Source organism: Halomonas stenophila (genome assembly GCF_014192275.1).
Taxonomy (GTDB): Bacteria; Pseudomonadota; Gammaproteobacteria; order Pseudomonadales; family Halomonadaceae; genus Halomonas; species Halomonas stenophila.
Window position 1 is genome coordinate 663763 of sequence record NZ_JACHXR010000001.1, and the last position, 22429, is coordinate 686191.

Here is a 22429-nt window from a genome sequence, read left to right on the forward strand (position 1 = left end):
CGTCGGCCGCTGATCCAGCATCCTGAAATTTGCCTTGGCCTGGGGGTGTGCCGTAGCGACCTCTAATGTTTGACGGCACGCGGCCACTGGCGGGCCAATCGGGTGTGGATTTTAGGTACCTGTCCCCGATTGTTTTGGCGCAGTATCTTTTTTTCATATCAAGATATCGGCGCTGCTTTGTTGAAATTCAATCATTTTGAAAACTTCTTCTACAGTGGTCGCGTGATGCCCTTCTGGTATTGCTCTGGTTATTTTTTTCTCGAAGAAGCTTCTCTGGTTGCTCAAGTCCAGGAAGGTTCCCTCTGAGATGGGTTGCGTTTCTTTCTTTGGAAGGATGAAGATTTTAGGTTGAAGCTTTCTTTCAGGGGCTTGTTCGATCACTATGGCAGTCTCCCCTGTGTCTAGCTCTACGGACGATCCGGGAGGGTAGATTCCAATGCATTCAATGAATTTAACGCTCAAGAGCTTGTCAAAGAGCTCTCCAGCGTTCTCATATATTACCTTCAGGGCATGTGTAGGCGGTTCGGCTGGGCTGTATACCCGATCACTTGTGATGGCATCATAGGTATCTACAATGGCGATGAGCTTCGCCTCATCGGATAAGTCTCCCCCTTTTTTTCCATAGGGGTATCCTTGGCCGTTCATTCGCTCGTGGTGATCGCGACTCGTGTTCAAGACTGTTTCGGGCAGCGTGTTGTCGCTGCTGAGAATCTTGTAGCCTTCCAGGACATGCTTCTTTATTATTTCGTATTCGTCAACGTTCAGCTTTCCCGGTTTGTCCAGTATCTCAAGAGGGATGTTCATCTTCCCCACGTCATGCAGCATTCCTGATAGACCCACTTCTTCAATTCTATGCATTTCCCATCCGAGGTGCCTGGCGAATACCATGGCTAGAATGCCGACATTCAAGCAGTGCTCGGCAGTGTACGCGTTCTTGTTCTTGATTCTGGTTAGCCAGTAAAGGGCGTTTTGGTTTCTTGCAATGGAAGCGGCAAAAGTTTTCACGACCCTTCTGGTTTCGGGGATATTCTTGTGCCAGTTCTGCTTGTCTGACATCAATTTTTTGATCATTCCCTTGGCGCCGCTGTGTTCTTCTTTTATCCTCCTGATCTCTTTTCCAACACAGGGGCTGGCTTTGATTTTGGCACGGTCGCCTGTTTCCGTGAGCGGTTTCCCTTCTAATTTAAAAGCAGTGTGGCGTGTAGGGGGGGATGGGAAGTTATATGATTCCTCAACAGAAATATAAACGGTGCTGGCGTATTTTCTGACTTCCTTGATATCGCTTTCGGTTGCTATGAGGACCCCTTCTAATGGAAAGGGGGTTTCGAGCCAAGGGCGATCTAACCCGGCAACATACATCCCGATTTTTAATTCGGAAGCAGGAATGTTGATCAAGCTCCTGTGTGCCGGGATATCATTATTTACCATTATAGTAATACCCTTGCGTCCGAGGTGGCCCTGACCCCGCCAGCTACCCAGGTGATATGGCCGCTAGCCCTTTTGTATTAGCAGGCTCGGCGTCACTAAGCAAGAGGTTTGTTACGGGATGTTACGAGCGCTTTTTCTTAAAGGATTGTTATTTCAGGTTTTTGCTAGATGGTCGCCAGGCAGGCGGTGAGCAGGGGCGTTTCTATACATCTCGTGCCGTCAGGTTGAAAAATGTCAACCAAGCGTCATCCGTGGTGCCCCCATATGGCCTGGAAGGGCACCGGGTGCGCTTCCCCGTCGACGACGTGCTGGCGCTGGTGGTCAGCCACGTGCATATCGACCATATCGGCCGGCTGCCCTACCTGCTGGCCGCCGGCTATCGCGGGCCCATCCTCTGCTCGGTGCCCTCGGCGCGCCATGCTCGCCGCTTTTGCCGGCGCCACGCTCGCCGTGGCGGGCCGACGTGCTGGTGCTGGAGAGCACCTATGGCGACCGCCGCCACGAGGATCGCCGCCAGCGCCGGGCACGCCCTGGAGGTGATGCTCGCCACCGAGACCCACTGAGGCTATCCCGGTTCCACGCGGGAATCTGTACCCGTCCCCGATTACCGGGCCGCGTCTGCTCAACTCGGCTGGAGCTTGGTGTCGTGCACCATATAGAATGGCGCCCTCACAAACAGTGCCTGGCGGCGTATCTCGATGCGTGTTCGCGCCGCCGGAGCGCCAGCCGGCGAGGGCAGGGGAATGCGCCCGAACATTCTGATTTTCCACTCTTCGATGTGCCTTGAGCCAGGGACGGTCATGATGGATTTGCTTGACGCAGGACCAGGTCACGCATGACCTGGCAGATGCTGCTTTCCTTGGGGACCGTGCTCGCGGTCCTCGCCACGCTTGCCTGCAGTCGGATCGCGCCCGACGTGATCCTGGTCGGGGCCCTGGCGTTTCTGATGGTCGTCGGTGTGTTGACGCCTGCCGAGGCGCTGAGCGGCTTCTCCAACCCCGGCGTGATGACCATCGCCACCCTCTACGTGGTGGCGGCGGGGCTCAAGGAGACCGGCGCCATCCAGTGGCTGGCCCATCGGTTGCTGGGCCAGCCGCAGCGCCTGCGGCAGGCCCAACTGCGGGTGTTGTTGCCGGCCTCTGGCCTCAGCGCCTTCATGAACAACACCACGGTGGTCGCCATGTTCATTCCCGCCGTTCAGGAATGGGCCGGACGCCTCCGCCTGCCTCCCTCCAAGCTGCTGCTGCCGCTGAGCTTCGCGGCCATCCTGGGCGGTACCTGCACGCTGATCGGCACCAGTACCAACCTGGTGGTGGATGGGCTGTTGCAGAGCGAGATGAATACCCACCTGGCGATGTTCGAGCTGGCCTGGGTCGGGGTTCCCCTGCTGATCGTGGGGGGCGGCTTCTTGTATCTGTTCGCCGACCGCTTGTTGCCCAACCGCCAGGGGGCCCTGGAGCAGTTGGAGACCGCGCGGGAATACGCCGTCGAGGTGTCGGTGCTGGAGAAGGGCCCGCTGGTCGGCAAGACCATCGCCGAGGCGGGGCTGCGCAACCTCAGCCATGGCTACCTGGCGGAAATCGAGCGGCATGACCACCTGCTCACGGCCGTGCCGCCGGACACCGAGCTGCAGGCCGGCGATGTGCTGATCTTCATCGGGGCGCCCGAGTGTGCCCGGGAGCTGCGTGGCATCCATGGCCTGCGACCCGCCGGCGGAGACGTGCGCAAGCTGGACATCGCCCACCATCGCCGCTGTCTGGTCGAGGCGGTCATCGGGCCGGATTTCGCCGGCCTCAACCAGAGCGTGCGGGAGTCGCGCTTCCGCTCGCGTTATCAGGCCGTCATCCTGTCGATCTCCCGCCACGGCAAGCGGCTCCCGGGCAAGCTGGGCGATATCTCTTTCCAGGTGGGCGATACCCTGCTGCTGGAAACGGCCCAGGACTTCGTCGACCAGTATCGCTACCGCAAGGATTTCCTGCTGGTCAGCGCCCTCAACGACTCCACGCCGCCGGACTTCCGCAAGGCGCCCCTGGCACTGGGGATTCTGGCCAGCATGGTGCTGGCCAGTGCCAGCGGCTGGCTGAGCATCCTGGAGGCGGCGCTGCTGGCGGGAGGCGCCATGCTGGCGACACGCTGCGTGCCGGCCAGCAAGGCCCGCCGCTATGTGGATCTCTCCGTGTTGATCGTGATCGGTGCCTCGTTCGCCCTGGGCGCGGCGATGACCAAGACGGGCGCGGCCAGCCAGATCGCCCAGTGGCTGATGTTCCGCGATGACCTGGCCCCCTGGCTGGCGCTGGCGCTGGTGTACCTGATGACGGTGATCTTCACCGAGCTGATCACCAACAATGCCGCGGCCGTGCTGATGTTTCCCATCGCGATCGCCATGGCCGAGCAGCTCGGCGTGAGCTATATGCCGTTCACCGTGGCGATCATGTTCGCCGCCTCGGCCAGCTTCATGACCCCGCTGGGGTACCAGACCAACCTGATGGTGCTGGGGCCGGGGGGCTATCGGTTCCTCGATTATGTCCGCCTCGGCGCGCCCCTGAGCCTCATCGTCGGGACGACGGCGGTGGTGCTGGTGCCGGTGGTATGGCCGTTCTGACCCCAATATCGTAACGGACGACCGAGCCGCCGCCTGATCGCTGGCGTCTAGGCGGCGGGCCTGGCGGTTCTCGATAGCTACCGGCGGCGTGCCCCCGATCATGAGCGCGGGTCTTTAGGTGCCTGTCCCCGATCAGGGGCGGAGCCAGCGCGCACCGGGCTACACTGACGGGGAATCGCGGGCATATCATCCGGCAGGGAGGCCGTGCCATGGCGTATCCGAGTATCGAGCATCACGGCGGCGCCGACGGCGTGACCGGTAGCTGCCATCGCCTGCGCTTGGCCGAGGATCGTTCGCTGCTGGTGGACTGCGGACTCTTCCAGGGCCGGGACGCCGAGGGGCGGGATGGCCTGGAAGGGCACCGGGTGCGCTTCCCCGTCGACGACGTGCTGGCGCTGGTGGTCACCCACGTGCATATCGACCATATCGGCCGGCTGCCCTACCTGCTCGCCGCCGGCTATCGCGGGCCCATCCTCTGCTCGGTGCCCTCGGCGCGATTGCTGCCGCTGGTGATCGAGGATGCGCTCAAGATCGGCTTCACCCGGGACGCGGCCCTCATCGAACGTTTCCTGGCCGAGGTGGAGGGCCGCCTGGTGGCGCTGGACTATGGGGCCTGGCATACGCTGCTCGATGACCACCGTCATCGCCTGCGGGTGCGGCTCCAGCGTGCCGGCCATATCCTCGGCTCCGCCTACGTGGAGGTGGACGCCCTCGATCGTGCCGACGGGCAGGCACAGCGCACGGTGTTCAGCGGCGATCTCGGCGCGCCACACTCGCCGCTGTTGCCGGCGCCACGCTCGCCGTGGCGGGCCGACGTGCTGGTGCTGGAGAGCACCTATGGCGACCGTCGCCACGAGGATCGCCGCCACCGCCGGGCACGCCTGCGTGCCGCCATCGAGGGGGCGCTGGCCAACGACGGCACCGTGATCATCCCCGCCTTCAGCATCGGTCGCACCCAGGAGCTGCTCTACGAGCTGGAGGGCCTGATCCATGGCGACGGGGGCGAACGCTGGCGCGCGCTCGAGATCATTGTCGACTCGCCCCTGGCAGCGCGTTTCACCGAGGTGTATCGCGAGCTCAAGCCCTGGTGGGACGCCGAGGCGCGTCGCCGCCTGGACCATGGCCGCCACCCGCTGAGCTTCGACAGCCTGTATACCGTGGGCAGCCACGAGGAACACGAGCGCGCCCTGGACTACCTGGCCGAGAGCGGCCGGCCGGCGGTGGTGATCGCCGCCAGCGGCATGGCCAGCGGGGGCCGAGTGGTCAACTACCTCAAGCGCATGCTCGGCGATCCGCGCCACGCCGTGGTGTTCGTCGGCTACCAGGCCGCCGGCACCCCGGGGCGTGACATCCAGCGCTACGGCCCCCGGGGTGGCTGGGTGAGGCTCGATGGCGAGCGCATCGAGATCCGCGCGGGTGTCGAGAGCGTGGCGGGCTACTCGGCCCATGCCGACGGCCGCGACCTGCTCGCCTTCGTGCGGCACATGCGCCACTCGCCCCGGGAGATCCGTCTGGTGCATGGCGAGGCCGAGGCGAAGCGGGCGTTGAAGGCGAGCCTCGAGGCCTGGGCCGAGGAGGCGGGGCACGCCCTGGAGGTGACGCTCGCCACCGAGACCCACTGACGCTACCCCGGTTCCTCGAGGCGCCTGAAGGTGCCAGCGCAGCCTGGTCGCCGGCACCGGCAAAAAGATCTACCGCCGCCATGCTCGCCAGGGCGTGGAGCCTCTCGCGCAGCGGGTGCGGTAGATGTCGTCTCGCGATATGGCCTTCCACGAACACCCGTCTGTCGGTTATCGGTGCCTGTTCCCGGTTATCCGGGTCCCCGATTATGCCGTTGGTTCTGGGGCCGTCTCGCTGGCAATTGCCAAGAACCAGGGCGTTGCATGGGAATCTGTACCTGTCCCTGATTTTCGTTGAAATCAAGATTGCCCGAAATTGATGTTCCAGGTGATAGTCCGGCTTGTACCAGAGCAGATGGCTCTCACCACTGTGGTTGGCTGCATATCGAGGTAGCCCACGCTCTTCCAGCCTAAAACAGGCTCCTCCTGGCCGCGGATGCTGTCAATCTCGCAATCATTGTCTTGAAGTCTTGCGCTAACCAGTTCTCCATTTGTCAGTCGCACTTCAAATCCTTTTTCATTCAGTTCAGGGGTGAGGCTGGGAGCTAGATGTAGGCTGCTGACAAAGGATTGTTCGCTCTGTGATGAAACAGTGTCTTTAATCACCAGGTTTTCCCCCGGTGTATACTCTATCTCTCGTTGTTGCGTAAAAAGTCCCGGTCGTTCAAGTTGGCCAGAAATAATGAAAGAACTTTCATCATTGGTGATGGAGTTCAACAAACTGCCATCCATGCTTATGTCATCTCTGCTGATTGTATGGTTTGAAAGGCTGATGGTGTTATGTGCAGCGGCGCTTCTCGTGTAGTCCCACCATTTGTCTCTCTCGTAACCATATTTCCCGCTATCTATAAAGACATGCTCTCCATTTTCGAGTAATGAAAAGCTAAGCCCATCTGCATGCTTGTGTGTTGTTGAATATGCCATGCCCGTTACGAAAATCATCGAGGGCTGATCATCCTCTCCTGGGTTGGAGCGAATAATGGCATAACCAGATTCTGTGTAATCCCCCACAGCGTAACAACGCTCATCATTTAAGCACTGAAGGCTGTTTTGCCGGCGTAGCGGCGTGGTTTCGCCTTCGGTATCACCAGCTTCAACAAAATGACCATCTGGCCATGCCAGCCAAGGACGAACGTCTATAGCTTTCTCAACCAATGATAAAGCTCTATCGCTATTGAATTTTGAGGCGTCGTATCTATTTATCGCGACTGTGGTGAAGTGATGGTAGAAGGGGGAGTGCTCCTTATGGACCCCTTCAGCTGTATATGCGTGGTCAATTATCTTTTCAAACATCCTTTGTGCAAAGTCTTGCCCATTATCACATGAAGGACTGTCGTCAATGACTGAGCAAAGCACGCTCAATCCGAAAACCTGGAATACTCCATGGTTTCCAAGGCTGATAAATTCCTCGTCTTGCAAGCGAGTTGCATGTTGATTTGCCATTTTTAGCAGGGCTGCAACCTGACTCTCAGGGACTTCTACCTTGCCTTCATAGATGTCGTCCAGGATAAGAGCAATTCGCATTGCTCTAAGTCCTGTCGCCATGTCATACCATGAAAACTTCGCGGCGCCATTTTGTTGATGGAAGTTCTTCCAGTCTAGTATGAAGCCTAAGGCTTCGTGGAAAAGAGCCGGGTCTTTGGTTTGGTAATATTTGACGAGGATTGGGTCAATGCCTCGCCATGCATGCAGCTGGAATTGCCAATTCCTGTCGTTAAAAGGATCTGCGCCCCATTCCACCGGCGTGTTGAATGGCCATGGGGGAACATCGTCTCGTGGTTGAAAGCCTTCTTCTACCAAGTCGTCATAATCTTGCCTGGCGTTAAGGTTGATGTCTCTCTCGGTAACTTTTCCAGAATAATGGGAATCGATCGCTAGTGATTCTTTGTTGTCGCTGTATAGCCAGGTGAATGTAATAGCCAGTAAGATAAAGGCCATTGTCGAGAAAGTTGCTTTATTGTTTAGTCGCATACCCTGCTCTGCCTCAGTGATTTTTTAAAGTGGGTTGATTTTATCATCGGCTCTTACAGGCGTCGAACGAATGCCTGGCTTATGTGTGGCCCGATCAGCGGGGCACCCGCCATGCTCTATACCGGGCTGGATGATCCTAAGTGTCAGGATGAGTATCGTGCCCGATGATACCCTGCTCTTGAAAATCCGAGTCGCTCATGCCTCGCTACTCCGAAGAGCGCCGCCAAGCCGTGGGTCGCCGAGTTGGACACCTTTCTCGCCCAGCACTCCGCTGTGCCCGGGCTGCCGATCGCTTGAACGCCACTCCGGGGTCGGCCTGTTGGCCTGTCTTGTCTGGGGTGGCCGCGGCTTCGTGCCCTCCCTTCGACCTATCAGGCCCTACTGCCGCGTTGTGACCTCGGCGGCGGGTCTGTATCCTTCCTGATCCAAGTCGTCTTAGCTCCTGACCATCGTTCTTGGCGTACGGTTAGCGGTGAGCGTAGAGCCCTCACGAGCACTTGCGTAGAATGGCGACACCATCGACGGGTGTCGGGACGGGGAGCGAAGCTCGCCCGGCGATCCCCCTGTATCTGAAGGGCGTGGGAACAAGCCCGGGAGAATCCCCGGGCGGTAGCGTGCCCGCGTCCGGCCCCCGCTCATCGCCGTGCCACTGTGTGGCATCTTGGCTGCCGGCCTCTACGGTGGCGCCTTGAGACTGCCACCGGCATGACCGTGCCTTCATCAACCGAGACAACCTCCGCCTACTATGCCCATCAAGACCCTCTGCGTGTTCGGTACGCGTCCCGAAGCCATCAAGATGGCGCCGCTTGCCCTGTCCCTCGCCGCCGATGATCGCTTCGAGGCCCAAGTGTGCGTGACTGGCCAGCATCGGGAGATGCTCGATCAGGTGCTGGACCTGTTCGACCTGGTACCCGATCACGATCTCGACATCATGACGCCCGGCCAGGATCTCACGGACGTGACCACGGCCATCCTGCAGGGCATGAAGGGCGTGCTGGGCGAGGTCAAGCCGGATATCGTGCTGGTGCATGGCGACACGGCGACCACCTTCGCCACCACCCTGGCCGCCTACTACCAGCAGATTCCCGTGGGGCACGTGGAAGCCGGCCTGCGCACGGGCAACATCTACAGCCCCTGGCCGGAAGAGGCCAATCGCAAGCTCACCGGGGCCCTGGCCGAGCTGCACTTCGCGCCCACCGAGCGCTCCCGGCGGAACCTGCTGGAGGAAGGCATCGCCCCGGCCAAGGTGCATGTCACCGGCAACACCGTGATCGACGCGCTGCTGGATGTGGTGCGCAAGCTCGAGGCTAGCAGCACCTTCCAGCAGCAGTTCAGCGAGCAGTTCGACTTCCTCGATGCCGACCGCAAGCTGATCCTGGTGACGGGGCATCGGCGCGAGAGCTTCGGCGGCGGCTTCGAGCGCATCTGCCAGGCCCTGTACGATACCGCCGCCGCCCACCCCGATTCCCAGATCGTCTATCCGGTGCACCTGAACCCCAACGTGCTCGGGCCGGTCAAGCGGCTGCTCTCGGACATCGACAACGTCCACCTCATCGAGCCCCTGGATTACCTGCCGTTCGTCTACCTGATGAACCGGGCCCACCTGATCCTCACGGATTCCGGCGGCATCCAGGAGGAGGCGCCGTCTCTCGGCAAGCCCGTGCTGGTGATGCGCGATACCACGGAGCGCCCCGAGGCCGTGGATGCCGGTACCGTCAAGCTGGTGGGGACCGATGTGGAACGCATCGTCGGTGAACTGCACAGCCTGCTGACCGACAGCAGCGCCTACGAGGCGATGAGCTATGCCCACAATCCCTATGGCGACGGCAAGGCCTGCAGCCGTATTCTCGAGACGCTGGCCGGCACGCTCTAGGCGCTAGCGCCGCGTTGCCACTCTTTTACTAACAATACGTTAACTGTCATTGGATCGATTCATGAACTACGACACCATCTCCGTTATCGGTCTCGGATACATCGGCCTGCCCACGGCGGCCGTCATCGCCTCCCGTCGCCAGCGCGTCATCGGCGTGGATGTGAACCAGCATGCCGTGGATACCATCAACCGCGGTGACATCCATATCGTCGAGCCGGAGCTGGATATCGTGGTGCACGCCGCGGTGAGGGAGGGGTATCTTCGCGCGGCCACCAGCCCCGAGCCGGCGGATGCCTTCCTGATTGCCGTGCCCACGCCGTTCAAGGCCGAGAACGGCAACAGCCATGTGCCGGATCTCACCTACATCAAGTCGGCGAGCCAGTCGCTGGCGCCGGTGCTGAAGGCGGGCGACCTGGTGATCCTGGAATCCACCTCGCCGGTGGGGGCCACCGAGCAGATGGCGGCCTGGCTGGCCGAGGCACGCCCCGATCTGACCTTCCCCCAGACCCACGGCGAGGAATCCGATATCCGCATCGCCCACTGCCCCGAGCGGGTCCTGCCGGGCCATGTGGTGCGCGAGCTGGTGGAGAACGACCGGGTGATCGGCGGCATGACCGCCAAGTGCTCTGCCGCCGCGACGGCGCTGTACCAGATCTTCGTGGAAGGGGAGTGCATCACCACCACGGCCCGCACCGCCGAGATGGCCAAGCTCACCGAGAACAGCTTCCGTGACGTGAACATCGCCTTCGCCAACGAGCTTTCCATCATCTGCGACAAGCTCGATATCAGCGTATGGGAGCTGATTCGCCTGTCCAACCGTCACCCCCGGGTCAACATCCTGCAGCCCGGCCCCGGGGTGGGCGGCCACTGCATCGCCGTGGATCCCTGGTTCATCGTCAGTGAAACCCCGGACGAGGCGCGGCTGATCCGCACGGCGCGGGAAGTGAACGATGGCAAGCCGCAGTGGGTGATTGACAAGGTCAACGAGGCGGTAGGCAAGTTCCTGAGTGCCAACCCCGACAAGACCGCCAGGGACGTGACCATTGCCTGCTTCGGGCTGGCCTTCAAGCCGGATATCGATGATCTCCGGGAGAGCCCGGCGCTGAAGATTACCGAGTCCATCGTTGCCAAGCATCCCGGCAAGACTCTGGTGGTGGAACCGAATATCGCCGAGCTGCCTGTCGGGAAGTTAGGCGATGCCCAACTGGTCGACATGAATGATGCGCTGGGGGCGGCGGATGTGAAGGTGATGCTGGTGGATCACAAGCCATTCAAGACCATCACGGTAAACGACGCCGGTCGCGACTACCTGATTGATACCAGAGGCGTTTGGGCGGAAAAGACCTGAGGCTGCCGTCTCGACAAGCTAATTCTCTGGTGACAAGGCTATAGGTATTGCGATGTTGATGAAGCTAAGGATGACGGCAAGAGGAAAAACAGCCTCGCGGAAAATTGCGGAAAGATTGGGTGTGTACTCAACTCTTGTGACTGCAAGAAAGCGAATGCGAAGAGCGGCTGATTTGGCCTCTTCGCCACAATCCTTGGTTTCCTATGCAAGAAGCAAAGCCTATCGCAGCCACTTCTCACGTGCGAGTCAGGCATTCTATAAGCAAGGTAATATCAGTGGTGCCTTGAGACTCCTGGACGACCTTCGGAGTAAAGGCGTCGCATTCAGTCAAAAGCATCAAGATTTATATGGTTTCATCCAGGGGCTCGAGCGCCTGAAAGGTGGCGCCTCTATCCCCCCGCGTCAGCCCAATCCCGGCGTGTTTACGCGTCGCCAGACTGTCCTTTACTGCCTGCACCAGTCGGTGCCCCACGCCACCAACGGTTACTCGACCCGCTCCCACGGTGTGGCGGCGGGCCTTCAGCAGGCAGGCTGGCAGGTGCGTGCCACCACCCGCCCTGGCTTTCCCTGGGATGTCGGCGCCAAAGGGCTCGACAAGGGCTACTACGAGGCCGAAGTGGAAGGGGTGACGTACGCCGCCGTGGCCGGCTGGAACCTGGCCAAGACCCCGCTGGATCACTACCTGGCCGAGGCCGCCGATCACTATCTCCGTGAGGCCCAGACCAGTGGCGCCGAAATCATCGCCGCCGCCTCCAACCATATCACGGCACTCCCCGCCCTGTTGGCGGCTCGCCGCCTGGGGCTGCCCTTCGTTTACGAGGTGCGCGGCCTTTGGGAGGTGACACAGGCCTCCACCCAGCCGGAGTGGGCCGGCTCCGAGCGCTATCAGCTGATGCGCGAGCTGGAACAGCAGGCGGCCCGCGAGGCGGACCTGGTGATCACCCTGACCGATGAACTCGCCGATGAGCTGATGTCGTGGGGCGTGGCCCGCGAGCGCATTGTGGTGGTGCCCAACGCCGTCGATGCCGAGCGCTTCCAGCCCATGTCAGCCGATGCCGAGGTGGCCAGGGAGCTCGAGCTCGAGCCCGGCGTGCCGGTGATCGGCTATGCCGGTAGCGCCGTGGCCTACGAAGGGCTGGAGCTGTTGATGGAGGCCCTGGCTCAGCTCAAGGCCCAAGGCCAGGACTTCGTCTTCGTGCTGGTCGGCGACGGCAAGGTGATCGATACCGTCAAGACCAGGGCCAAGAGACTGGGCATTCAGGACCACTGCCGCTTTACCGGGCGGGTGCCCTTCGATGCCGTGCCGCGCTACCTCTCCTGCATGGATATCATGCCGGTGCCGCGCCTCTCGTCTGCCGTCACCGAGATGGTCTCGCCGCTCAAGCCCCTGGAAGCCATGGCCATGGGCAAGGCCGTGGTGCTCTCCGATGTCTCCCCCCACAAGACCATGGCGGGAGATGATCGGCGCGCCCAGCTGTTCACCAAGGATAGCGCCGATGACCTCTGCCGCGTTCTCAAGGCGCTGATCGACAGCCCCGCGGAACGCAAGCGCCTGGGCCAGGCGGCCCGCGCCTGGATCGAGCAGGAGCGCACCTGGAACCATGTGACCAGCCTCTACGCCGAGAGTCTGGAGCGCGTGCGGACTACCCAGCGCCAGCCAGACCCGGCTCACCCCGCCGCCCCGGCCAAGCGCCTGGAGCAGATCACCCTGGGCCTGATCGCCGATCAGTTCACCACCGATACCCTGGCCAGCGCCGTCAAGGTGGTGCCTCTCTCGCCGGACAACTGGCGACAGGAACTCGCCCGGCAGCCCATCGATGCCATGTTCGTGGAGTCGGCATGGAAGGGCAACGACGGGCAGTGGCACCGCAAGGTGGGCTACTACAGCGACGAAGAATTCGCTCCGCTGACTGAGCTGCTGGAATACTGCCGCCGTCAGGGCATTCCTTCGCTGTTCTGGAACAAGGAAGACCCGGTCCACTTCGAGCGCTTCCGCAAGGCGGCGAGCCTGTGTGATCACGTCTTCACCACCGATAGCCGTCGGATCATTCCCTACCTGGCCACTCCCGGTGCGCTGAGCCAGACGGCCAGCAGCTGCCCGTTCTACGCCTCACCCAAGCTCCATAACCTGCTACCATCCACCCGCGAATGGCAGCCCACCGCCGCCTATGGCGGCACCTACTACGGTTCACGCTACCCCGAGCGCACCGAGTACATGGACAAGATCATGAGTGCGGCCGCCCCGCTGGGCCTCACGATCTACGATCGCCAGCACGATGACTCGGCATCCCCCTACAAGTATCCCGGCGGCCTGGGCGGTTATGTGGCTGGCAGCCTCGCCTACGATGAGATGATCCAGGCCTACAAGGCCCACCCGGTGCAGATCAACGTCAACTCGGTGCTGGATTCCCCGACCATGTTCTCGCGCCGAGTGATGGAAGCCACCGCCTGCGGTTCGCCGATCATCTCCGGCCCCGCGCTGGGCATGAATCGCTACCTCGAAGGGGCAGGGCAGGTCGTGCGCACCGAGAGCGACGCCGCACAAGCGCTGGAGAACCTGCTGCATCACCCGGCCTACCGCTGGCGGATGGCCCTGAAGGGTGCCCGTGCGGTGATGCGCGCGCACACCACCGAGCTGCGGTTGACGCAGATGCTGCGCACGGCCGGCCTGGTGATGAAGGCTCCCGAACCGCCGGCGTTGAGCGTCCTGGCTTCAGATATCAGCATGGCTGCCACCCAACGTTTGCTCGCCCAGACGCTGCGCCCTCGGCGCGTCGTCGCCAGCCATTGGCAGGCCGGCACCCAGGCTCGCCTGGAAGCCGCCGGTATCGAATGTGCCGCGCCGGATGGCGAGACCACCCAACACGATGCCCTCTGGCTGCTGGCCGAGCCCCGTGCTTTGGAAGCGCTCGAGCCAGAAGATCTGGAAGATTTGGCCTGGCCGACTCGTTACGCTCCGCAAACGCGCATCGGTTATAGGCGTGACGCTACCCTCGAAAAAGGCCAGTGGCCCGGCGTGGCCCTGGAGAGCGACGCCGTTGCTCCCGATTTGGCGCTGATCCGCCCGCCGGCAGGCATGGTACTCGAGGCCCTCGACGAGTGGGCGGCGCAGCAACCGACGCTGGCCCTGCGCAAGCCCGCGCAGACTCACGAGCAGGCACCCAATGTCCCACCAAGGAAAACGGTGGTGATTGCCGGGCATGACCTCAAGTTTATCAAGCCGTTCTATCCCTACTTCAGCCAGGGGGGTATGCGACTCCTGCTCGACTTCTGGAGCGGTCATAAGCAGCACAATGAAATGGCCAGCAAGCGCCTGGTGCGCCAGGCCGATACGGTGTTCTGCGAGTGGATGCTGGGCAACGCCATCTGGTACGGCAAGCACAAGCGGGAAGGGCAGAAGCTCGTCGGGAGGCTGCACGCCCAGGAACTACGCAGCCCGCTGTTCGACAAGGTACCGTTCGAGCAGTTTGAAACGGTGATCTTCGTTGGGCCGCACATGCTGCGCAATGCCCAGCGGCGCAACCCTGCACTGACAAAGAGCGGCGTGGTGATCTACAACGGCGTGGATGTGGAAACACTGAAAGCCGTCCCGCGCAACGACACCAACGGCAAGGTGCTGGGCTTTGTGGGCATGGTGCCGCAAAGCAAGCGCCTGGATCGCGCACTGGATATCCTCAGGGAGCTGCGCAAGGTAGACGACGGTTACACGTTACGCATCAAGGGCAAGCGCCCGGAAGAATACGTCTGGATGGCCAACCGCCCGGAAGAAATGGCTTGGTACGAAGCCCAATACCGTCGGCTGGAAGAAGACTCACTGCTGAAAGGTGCGGTGCTTTTCGATCCCCACGGCAACGATATGCCCGAGTGGTACGCTGGCATCGACTATGTGTTGTCCGTCAGTGATCACGAAAGTTTCCACTTGGCCGTGGCAGAAGGTGCTGCTGCAGGAGCGTCTCCGGTGATTCTGCCTTGGGAAGGAGCAGATGAGATTTATCCCTCGCAGTGGGTGAATTCGAATGTTGCCGCTGCGTCGAACTCTCTCTCGCTCCACGCGAACGAGCCGGTGTCACGCTTAGAGACCAGAAAACGCTCAGATGCTTTGTTTGTTGAGCAAAATTTCAAGCGCGATTTTGTCGTGAATCAGATTATACGCACCCTTTAGTATAAGGAGTCCTTGTGCTTTTGAATAGTCGGCAGCTACATTTCAAGATCACTGTCAATGGTCGAAATGTAAGCTATCTTTATATACGTAAGAATGCGTGCTCGAGTTGGAAAAAATTCTTTGCGGGAGTATCTCCATACAGAGAGCATGCTAAAGAATATCAAAACCTGTTAGGGTTTATGGGTAAGTATCACAAGATAAAGACAGTGGCGGGTCTCAAGACAATACAGGAATCAATTATTGTGGTGAGGGAGCCAGCGGAGAGGCTTTTCTCTGGATTTGTCAATCAATATTTGATGCGTCTTGATCGTCGGTCATTACTTCATGAATCTGTTGAACAGCATACTGGGAAGCGGGCTGAAGATGTCACGTTTCATGATTTCTTGTACGCCTATGTAACAGACATAGGTGATGAAAAAGTCGATGCTCATTTCTGGTCTCAAAGGTCACACATGGCAGATGTTCGCTATCATCATGTTTGGCCGATATCTCAGATACATGGCAATGCAAAAAAAGTATTTGGCGAACAGATTGCAGATAGATATTTCCTGAAAAAATCCAACTCTACTCATCAAATAGAGAGGCAGGAGATATCAACGCCCTATAGCTCGTCAAGGGATATGTTTGATATTTATGAAAAAACAAAGGAGCTTCCAAAGTTTGAGTGCTTGGTGGATCCGAGTGCATCACGGCACATAAAAGACTTGTATTCTGACGATTATGCTCTCTATGAAAGAGCCATCAGAGGCTAGCTTGTCCAATAAAGGACAGGATGCTCGTGATTCATGTATTGCGGATGATGGTTTTCTGCAGCTTCTATCCGGTTGAAGGGCTATAAGAATGTTCGCAGGGTTTGGTTCGGCTAAAAGAATTGAAAGGCTCCTGGGTGATATCAAGAATAATGTTGCGAATGATGACAATGAAATTGCCGCGCTACATGATGCTATAAGTGAGCTTGATGCCAAGGGTGAGAAAAATGCAAGATCAATCAAGCATTACGTTGTCAATTCGCTAAAGAGTGCCGAAATCAGAAACTATCGCCAGATGGAAAGCCTCCACTGGTTAACCTATGGCCTGACCACTCGGCACCGTCTTCCACCTTTGAGAGGATGGGCCTCTTCACCTGATTTGTTGTTGGAGTTGCAAGACTTTATTTTTTCGACTAAGCCAGAGCTAGTGGTCGAACTTGGAAGTGGAGTCTCCACTCTAGTCATCGCTGATGCCTTGAGGCAAAATGGAGCAGGCAAGCTGATTTCACTAGAGCATTCGAGTCATTATGGCTCGAAAACTCAGTTGATGTTGAAAAGGGAAGGGCTGTCAGATTGGGTTGACTTGAAAATTGCTCCTTTAGAACCTTGGGAGGGTGAACATTTAAGTGATGGTTCTGAAGAGAAGCTGTATTGGTATTCTCAAGAATGTTTGAAAGATGCTTGTGATGTTGACCTGTTATTGGTGGATGGCCCTCCAGCATCAACTTGCAAGTTTTCACGTTACCCGGCTATGCCAGCCATTGTCAGTAGCTTAAAAGATGGCGCCCAGGTATGGATGGATGACACTACGCGTGAGGAAGAATCGACTATTTGCTCTGCCTGGGGTGAAAAGTATGGTTTTTCTATTGAGTTTTTAGAGCTCGAAAAGGGGTTGGGTATTCTAAAGAAGCAATAGCATATTTTCATGTAATGGCATTGTTGCGAAATGAGTTGTTGTCTATTATTCAAGGCATAGTTGACGACCTGTTGCCCAAGGAAGTGTAATTTGTTTGAGAAAATCCTGACCACCTTAAGGTGGTCATTTTCGGTTGGGAATAAGTTTTTTAGTGTGGTGCCTGGCACAACACTGCTTATCATTGCGTCGACACTTGTATCACAGTTGTCCATTCTTTTTGCATTTCTCTTGCCCCTCAAGATTATAATGCTGTTGGGATCGCCAGGTATGCCTGGCTATTTCCCATCATTCTTTTCTGTTTTCAGCCGCGATGTGCTGGTGTTGCTGCTTAGCTTGTGTGCTGTGCTCTTTTATGTGGTACACATGACGTCTGAACGGATTATTTTGAACATCTCTAGAAGTGGGGCTGATGCCTTGTTGTTGAAGAGTCAAAAAATGACTCTTTTTGAAAATCAAGAAGAAGTGGCAAGACGCGCTTTTCAGCGGTACTCGAGAAGCGTGGCAAGTGGTGTTTTCTTGCTGATGGTTTCGGCAGTTCTAGGCTTTATTTATTCTGGCTTATTGTTGTTTTTGGTTGGGTATGTTGTTTGCGTGTTTTCTCTCTTTGGTTTTTTGTATGGCAAGAGTAATAGGTTCAAGAAGGGACTTGTTGAGGACCTGCCGAAATATGTAAATAGTGCAACAGGCGTAGGTTTTCTTTTGTCCTTTGGGTATATGGTTGGACAGTTTTTGTGGGGAGCCCCTCCAGGGATATTGATCGCAGTTATATCATTAATATTAATGCGGCAGGGTTTTTCCCGAATTAACGGGCTTGTGAATGATTTAAAAGGCTTGTTTTTGCAACGACTAAAGCTAAATGCTCTTTTTTTTCATGGCCATGTCCTGGTTTCAGAGGAAAAGAAGCATGAGGTGAGCTTCTGGACTTTGCTGGATTGCTCCAGTTGTGAGCGATGGATGCCATACGTCATTAGCCAATGGTGTGATCATGAAGTTGACAAGGTGGCTATTAGCTGGATTCAGCTTGGTGTTCAGGATGTCGCTGCCTTTCATGTCAAGTCATCGAATGACAGAGAGGGGGTGGTTGATGAATTTCTGGTTAAAGTCTTTAATGTAAATCGAGTTTCCCATGCCAAGCATGAGGCTACTCTTTTGTCAGAGCAGGGGCAGCTTCCTTCGTTAGACATTTTGGGGGTCGAGGATGTAGAGGGGCTACATTGTCATATCATGCATTGGCAGCCCGCCAAGAAAGTCTCGTCAGATAAAATGGCTGAGGCCAAGCAGGATTTGGCACTTTCCTTGCTTGCCTTTGATCCAAGCAAGCAGTTGGTATCTCAGTTCAAGCGTTCACGGCCGCCGCTGTGGCGACGAATCGATCAACGGATGATTGACCGACTTTTGACAGTGGCTGATATGATCAGTCCAAGACACTCTGATTATGTCAACATGTTTAAGAAAAACATGGTTGAGATTACCAGTCGACTCAGTGATATGCCGCTGATGATTGTGAATCCTGACATGGGAAGCGACTCGATACGAGTTGATAAGGGTGGACGGTATATTTTGCTGCATTGGGGGCGCTGGACTTTAGAGCCTGTTGGCGCAAGTTGGCCGATCCTGCCTGAAGAGCTCGATCGTCATATTGATGCATTGAGTGAAGCAAAGGAATCAAGGCCTGATCTGAGAGGCTTGCTTGAGTCGGACGTTCGACTCTCGGCTTTGGTGTATTCACTCGAAAAGCAATATATGAGGCAGAATTTTGTGGGTGCAATAAATACCATACCTCGTATAATTGAGTCCCTGGAAGAGGCTCGTTGCCACCCCTTGGCTGCAGGTTGATTTGGATACTGGTTTAGGAGTATGATTTGAGCACCGTTTCCATGATTGTCTGGAATGAGTTTCTTAATGATGCGCGTGTGCTGAAGGAAGCTCAGACCTTGCAATCCTCCGGCTTTCAGGTCGTTGTGCATGCCTTGCATACTCCCGGAGTGACACAAGAGAGAGAAACCCTCGACGGCGGGGTAAAGGTCGTACGAGTGGCGAAAAATCCCTTCTGGAAGCTTCGCAAGCGCCGGTACCTGGAGGCTGGCAAGAAGTCCGCCACCAATCCGGAACAGAAACCTCCGCAAGCGCAGAAGCCGGCAACGCCACCGCCGGAAACCTTCCAGAGGCAACTGCTGAAGCTGATCGCCAGGCTCTCGACACACGCGGGGCTCGCCTTCCAACTGGTGCGCTCGCGGCCTGCCGCGATCCATGCCCATGACGTGAATGTGCTGCCGACGGCGTGGTTGGCGGCCAAGCTGGCCCGGGTGCCGCTGGTCTATGATGCCCACGAGATCAGCACCGACCGGGAAGGCTACAAGGCCTTCCGCAGGCTGGTGGGCTGGATCGAAAAGACGCTCATGCCCGGGGCCGCCGGGACCATCACCACCACCGAGGCCCGTGCCAAGTTCTTCGCGCGGGCCTATGGCATCCCGCGTCCGCTGGTCTTGCAGAACCGGCCGCGGCTGGTGAAGGCATCGGGCTCCAATCGGATTCGTGAGGAGCTGGGGTTGTCCGAGCCGTGGCCCATCGTGCTGTATCAGGGCGGCCTGCAGCCGGGCCGGGGGCTTCCGCGGCTGGTGGAGGGGGCCGCCAGCGTGCCGAACGCCTATTTCGTGTTCATCGGTGGGGGACGCCAGGAGCGGGAGTTGCACGGGCTCAGCGAGCGGCTGGGCCTGGCCGAGCGGGTACGCTTCATTCCGACCGTGGCGTTGGCCGAGCTGCCGTCCTATACGGCCTCGGCCGATATCGGCGTCCAGCCCATCGAGAATACCTGCCTGAACCATTTCACGACCGACTCCAACAAGCTCTTCGAGTACGTGATCGCGGGATTGCCGGTCGTGGCGAGCCAGCTGCCGGAGATCAGCAGGGTCGTGCGGCAGCATGACCTCGGGCTACTGGTGCCGCCAGGCGATACGGCTGCCCTGGCCGAGGCCATCCAGCGCCTGGTCGAGGATCCCGAGCGGCGTGCCCATTACCGCGACCAGGCGGCAACGGCCGCTCAGTCACTCAACTGGGAATCCCAGGAGCAGGGGCTGATCGATCTCTATGCCCGGGTCCTGCCCGCCTCTCGTGCCGGTGCGACGCAGCGATGACGGCGGTGAGGGTACTGCTGCTCGGCTTCTACTATCCCCCCGATATCAGCGCCGGCGCCTTTCGCTGCGAGGCGCTGGTCCATGCCCTGGCCCGTCGACTGCCGTCGGGTAGCGAGCTGGATGTGATCACGACGGAGCCCAATCGCTTCGGAAGGGAAGGGCAGTGGCGCCCGGATGATGCCGAATGGCCCGAGGGGAAGGTGACGATCACCCGGCTCGAGGTGTCGGGCGGCGGAGGCGGCATGGCCTCGCAGGCACGGGCGTTTGCCTCCTATGCCGCCCGGGTTCGGCAACTGACGCGCGACCGGCACTTCGATCTGGTGATTGCCACCTCGTCGCGGCTGATGACCGCGGTGCTGGGTCGCTGGGTGGCGAAGCGTTGCGGGGCCCGGCTGTATCAGGATATTCGCGACAACTTCGTCGATAACCTGCCCTCGGTGTTGCCCCATGGGACGGGTCACCTGCTCGCCCCGGTGTTCGGGGGCCTCGAGCGGTGGGCGTTGGCCAGGGCGGATCGCATCAACCTGGTGTCACGGGGCTTCGAGCCCTACTTCCAGTCGCGCTATCCGGGGCAACGCTTCTCCTGGCATACCAACGGGATCGATGCTCCCTTCGTCGCGGCGTTCGAGTCCGGCATGTTCGAGCAGGAGGCGACAGGGCGGGTGGATCAGCCGCTGCAGGTGCTCTACGCCGGCAACCTGGGGGCCGGGCAGGGCATGGAGCACATTCTTCCGGCACTCGCCCGGCGGCTCGAGGGTCGCGTCGCGTTTCGGGTGATCGGCGCAGGCGCCGGACGCGAGCCGCTATGCCGAGCGCTGGCCGAGCAAGGCGTCGACAATGTTCAGGTCCTGGCGCCTGTGTCGCGAGACGACCTGCTGGACGCCTATCGCCAGGCCGACGTGCTCTTCCTCCACCTGAATCGCTTGCCGTCGCTGGAGAGCGTGCTGCCCTCGAAGCTCTTCGAGTATGCGGCAACCGGCCGCCCGGTATGGGCGGGCGTGTCGGGGGCCGCGGCGCGCTTCGTCGAGCAAGAGATTGATAACGCAGCGTGTTTTTCACCATGCGATGTCGACGAGGCCGTCGCGGCCCTGGGGCGACTTGAGGTATCCTCACGCCCGCGGCCCGCGTTCGTGGCCAGGTGGCGCAGAGACAGGATAATGGATGAGATGGCCAACGAGATCATGGCACTGGTGATGGATGAAGCGTGAGTATCAGCGCCGCCACTCGCGGTGGTACGAGGTGTTGCTGTTAGGGCTGTCGGTCCATGTGGTGGTGGGGATTCCGCTGGTCGTCGGGCTCCCGGCGCTGGAGCGGTGGGGCTGGGGATTCTGGGATTACCTGCCGGACGTACGCTACAACACCATGTTCGCCATCGCGCTGGCGTTTCTCGCCTCGGCGCTGACGCTGCGGCGCATGGCGCGCTTCCCCGGGGCGCAGCTTGCCGCCAACATCCTGCCGACCATCTCCCTCGCCTTCCTGATCGCGGTGGCCGTGCTGTTCTTCACCCGCGAAGGCTATACCCGTCAGGTGCTGTTCGGTGGCTACCTGGTCAGCCTGATGTGGTTCTATCTGGGCTTCTTCCTGGGCCGGCGTTTCCGCAGGCTCAAGCTGGCGGTGGTGCCCTTCGGTGATGTCTACCGCCTGATGGGCACCCGCCAGGCGGATCTGCGCTTGCTGGAAGGCCCCGATCTGGAAGGCATACGGGTGGATGGCGTGGTCGCGGACCTGCACGCCGCGGACCTGCCGCCCGAGTGGGAGACCTTCCTGGCCCGGTGCACGCTCTGCCATATCCCCGTCTACCATAGTCGCCAGGTGTCGGAGTCGATCTCCGGGCGGGTGCAGATCGATCGCCTCTCGGAGAACGAGTTCGGCAGCCTGCTGCCGCCGCTCGTCTATATCGGTTTCAAGCGGGTGGTCGACAGCGCCGCCGCCGTGCTCTTGCTGCCGGTGCTGTTGCCGGTGATGATCGGTGTCGCGATGGCCATCAAGCTGGATAGCCGGGGCCCCGTGCTGTTCCTGCAACCCCGCATGGGTTACAAGGCCCTGCCCTTCCTGATGTACAAGTTCCGCAGCATGCACCATGACATGAGCGGCGAGGACTTCACCATCTCCGAGGACGACCCGCGGATCACCCGGGTCGGGCGGGTGATCCGCAAGTATCGGCTCGATGAACTGCCCCAGCTGTTCAACATCCTGAAGGGCGAGATGAGCTTCATCGGCCCACGGCCCGAGTCGGTCTCGCTCTCCGAGTGGTATGAGCAGGATGTGCCCTTCTTCAGTTACCGTCACGTGGTCCGCCCGGGGATCACCGGCTGGGCCCAGGTGGAGCAGGGCTATGCCGCCGAGGTGGATGGCATGACCAAGAAGCTGCAGTATGACTTCTACTACATCAAGCACTTCTCGCTGTGGCTGGATGTGCTGATTGCCCTGAAGACCTCCCGAATTCTCTGGACCGGTTTCGGGGCACGCTGAGCCCCCACCATGCCGTTGCCACCCGACGTTGCCGCGCCTTGCGCGGCGACGTCGTGTCGGGGGCGGGGAATCTGCTACCATTCGCGCTTCCTTGGAAACGCTAAGAGTGACGCGGCAGTGAGGCACCCCTATTCCCTTCTCGAGCCGGGCGGGCC

General features: G+C 59.2%; 14 protein-coding genes. 12 read left to right on the forward strand and 2 right to left on the reverse strand.

Annotated features, from left to right (window positions below; genetic code table 11):
- Positions 1–153: 153 nt before the first annotated feature.
- The gene (locus FHR97_RS02975) at positions 154–1428 is read right to left on the reverse strand and encodes a cyclic di-GMP phosphodiesterase (protein WP_183382253.1); all 1275 of its coding nucleotides are present in this window, start codon (positions 1426–1428) and stop codon (positions 154–156) included.
- 251 nt (positions 1429–1679) lie between these two features.
- On the opposite strand from FHR97_RS02975, the gene FHR97_RS20610 reads away from it, so the two are divergent.
- From FHR97_RS20610 to FHR97_RS02990, 3 genes are all read left to right on the forward strand, one after another.
- Entirely contained in the window at positions 1680–1991 is a 312-nt protein-coding gene (locus FHR97_RS20610) for an MBL fold metallo-hydrolase (protein WP_425486058.1), read from the forward strand.
- Between the two features lie 272 nt (positions 1992–2263).
- Complete coding sequence (locus FHR97_RS02985; protein WP_183382254.1) at positions 2264–4030, forward strand: SLC13 family permease; 1767 nt, start codon at positions 2264–2266, stop codon at positions 4028–4030.
- Positions 4031–4239: 209 nt separating this feature from the next.
- Complete coding sequence (locus tag FHR97_RS02990) at positions 4240–5652, forward strand: MBL fold metallo-hydrolase RNA specificity domain-containing protein (RefSeq protein WP_183382255.1); 1413 nt, start codon at positions 4240–4242, stop codon at positions 5650–5652.
- Positions 5653–5949: 297 nt separating this feature from the next.
- Here the strand turns inward: FHR97_RS02990 and FHR97_RS02995 are convergent, their stop codons facing one another.
- Entirely contained in the window at positions 5950–7620 is a 1671-nt protein-coding gene (locus FHR97_RS02995) for a heparinase II/III family protein (RefSeq protein WP_183382256.1), read from the reverse strand.
- 751 nt (positions 7621–8371) lie between these two features.
- On the opposite strand from FHR97_RS02995, the gene wecB reads away from it, so the two are divergent.
- The 9 genes from wecB to FHR97_RS20260 all read left to right on the forward strand — a co-directional run bounded on the left by wecB (position 8372) and on the right by FHR97_RS20260 (position 22274).
- Complete coding sequence (gene wecB, locus FHR97_RS03000) at positions 8372–9493, forward strand: non-hydrolyzing UDP-N-acetylglucosamine 2-epimerase (RefSeq protein ID WP_343065550.1); 1122 nt, start codon at positions 8372–8374, stop codon at positions 9491–9493.
- Between the two features lie 61 nt (positions 9494–9554).
- Positions 9555–10841, forward strand: coding sequence for a UDP-N-acetyl-D-mannosamine dehydrogenase (gene wecC / locus FHR97_RS03005; RefSeq protein WP_183382258.1), 1287 nt, complete (start codon positions 9555–9557; stop codon positions 10839–10841).
- A gap of 283 nt (positions 10842–11124) precedes the next feature.
- Positions 11125–15003: a glycosyltransferase gene (locus FHR97_RS03010; protein WP_246403687.1), complete on the forward strand. Its 3879-nt coding sequence runs from the start codon at positions 11125–11127 to the stop codon at positions 15001–15003.
- A 20-nt stretch (positions 15004–15023) separates the two neighbouring features.
- Positions 15024–15755, forward strand: coding sequence for a sulfotransferase family 2 domain-containing protein (locus tag FHR97_RS03015; protein WP_183382260.1), 732 nt, complete (start codon positions 15024–15026; stop codon positions 15753–15755).
- 88 nt (positions 15756–15843) lie between these two features.
- Positions 15844–16668: a class I SAM-dependent methyltransferase gene (locus tag FHR97_RS03020; RefSeq protein ID WP_183382261.1), complete on the forward strand. Its 825-nt coding sequence runs from the start codon at positions 15844–15846 to the stop codon at positions 16666–16668.
- 90 nt (positions 16669–16758) lie between these two features.
- Positions 16759–18504 (forward strand): hypothetical protein, encoded by a 1746-nt coding sequence (locus tag FHR97_RS03025; protein ID WP_183382262.1) that lies wholly within the window; start codon positions 16759–16761, stop codon positions 18502–18504.
- 26 nt (positions 18505–18530) lie between these two features.
- Entirely contained in the window at positions 18531–19802 is a 1272-nt protein-coding gene (locus FHR97_RS03030; protein WP_246403692.1) for a glycosyltransferase family 4 protein, read from the forward strand.
- 5 nt (positions 19803–19807) lie between these two features.
- Complete coding sequence (locus FHR97_RS03035; RefSeq protein WP_221187649.1) at positions 19808–21010, forward strand: glycosyltransferase family 4 protein; 1203 nt, start codon at positions 19808–19810, stop codon at positions 21008–21010.
- Entirely contained in the window at positions 21000–22274 is a 1275-nt protein-coding gene (locus tag FHR97_RS20260) for a sugar transferase (RefSeq protein ID WP_183382264.1), read from the forward strand. Before FHR97_RS03035 ends, FHR97_RS20260 begins: the two co-directional genes overlap by 11 nt.
- Positions 22275–22429: the final 155 nt, after the last annotated feature.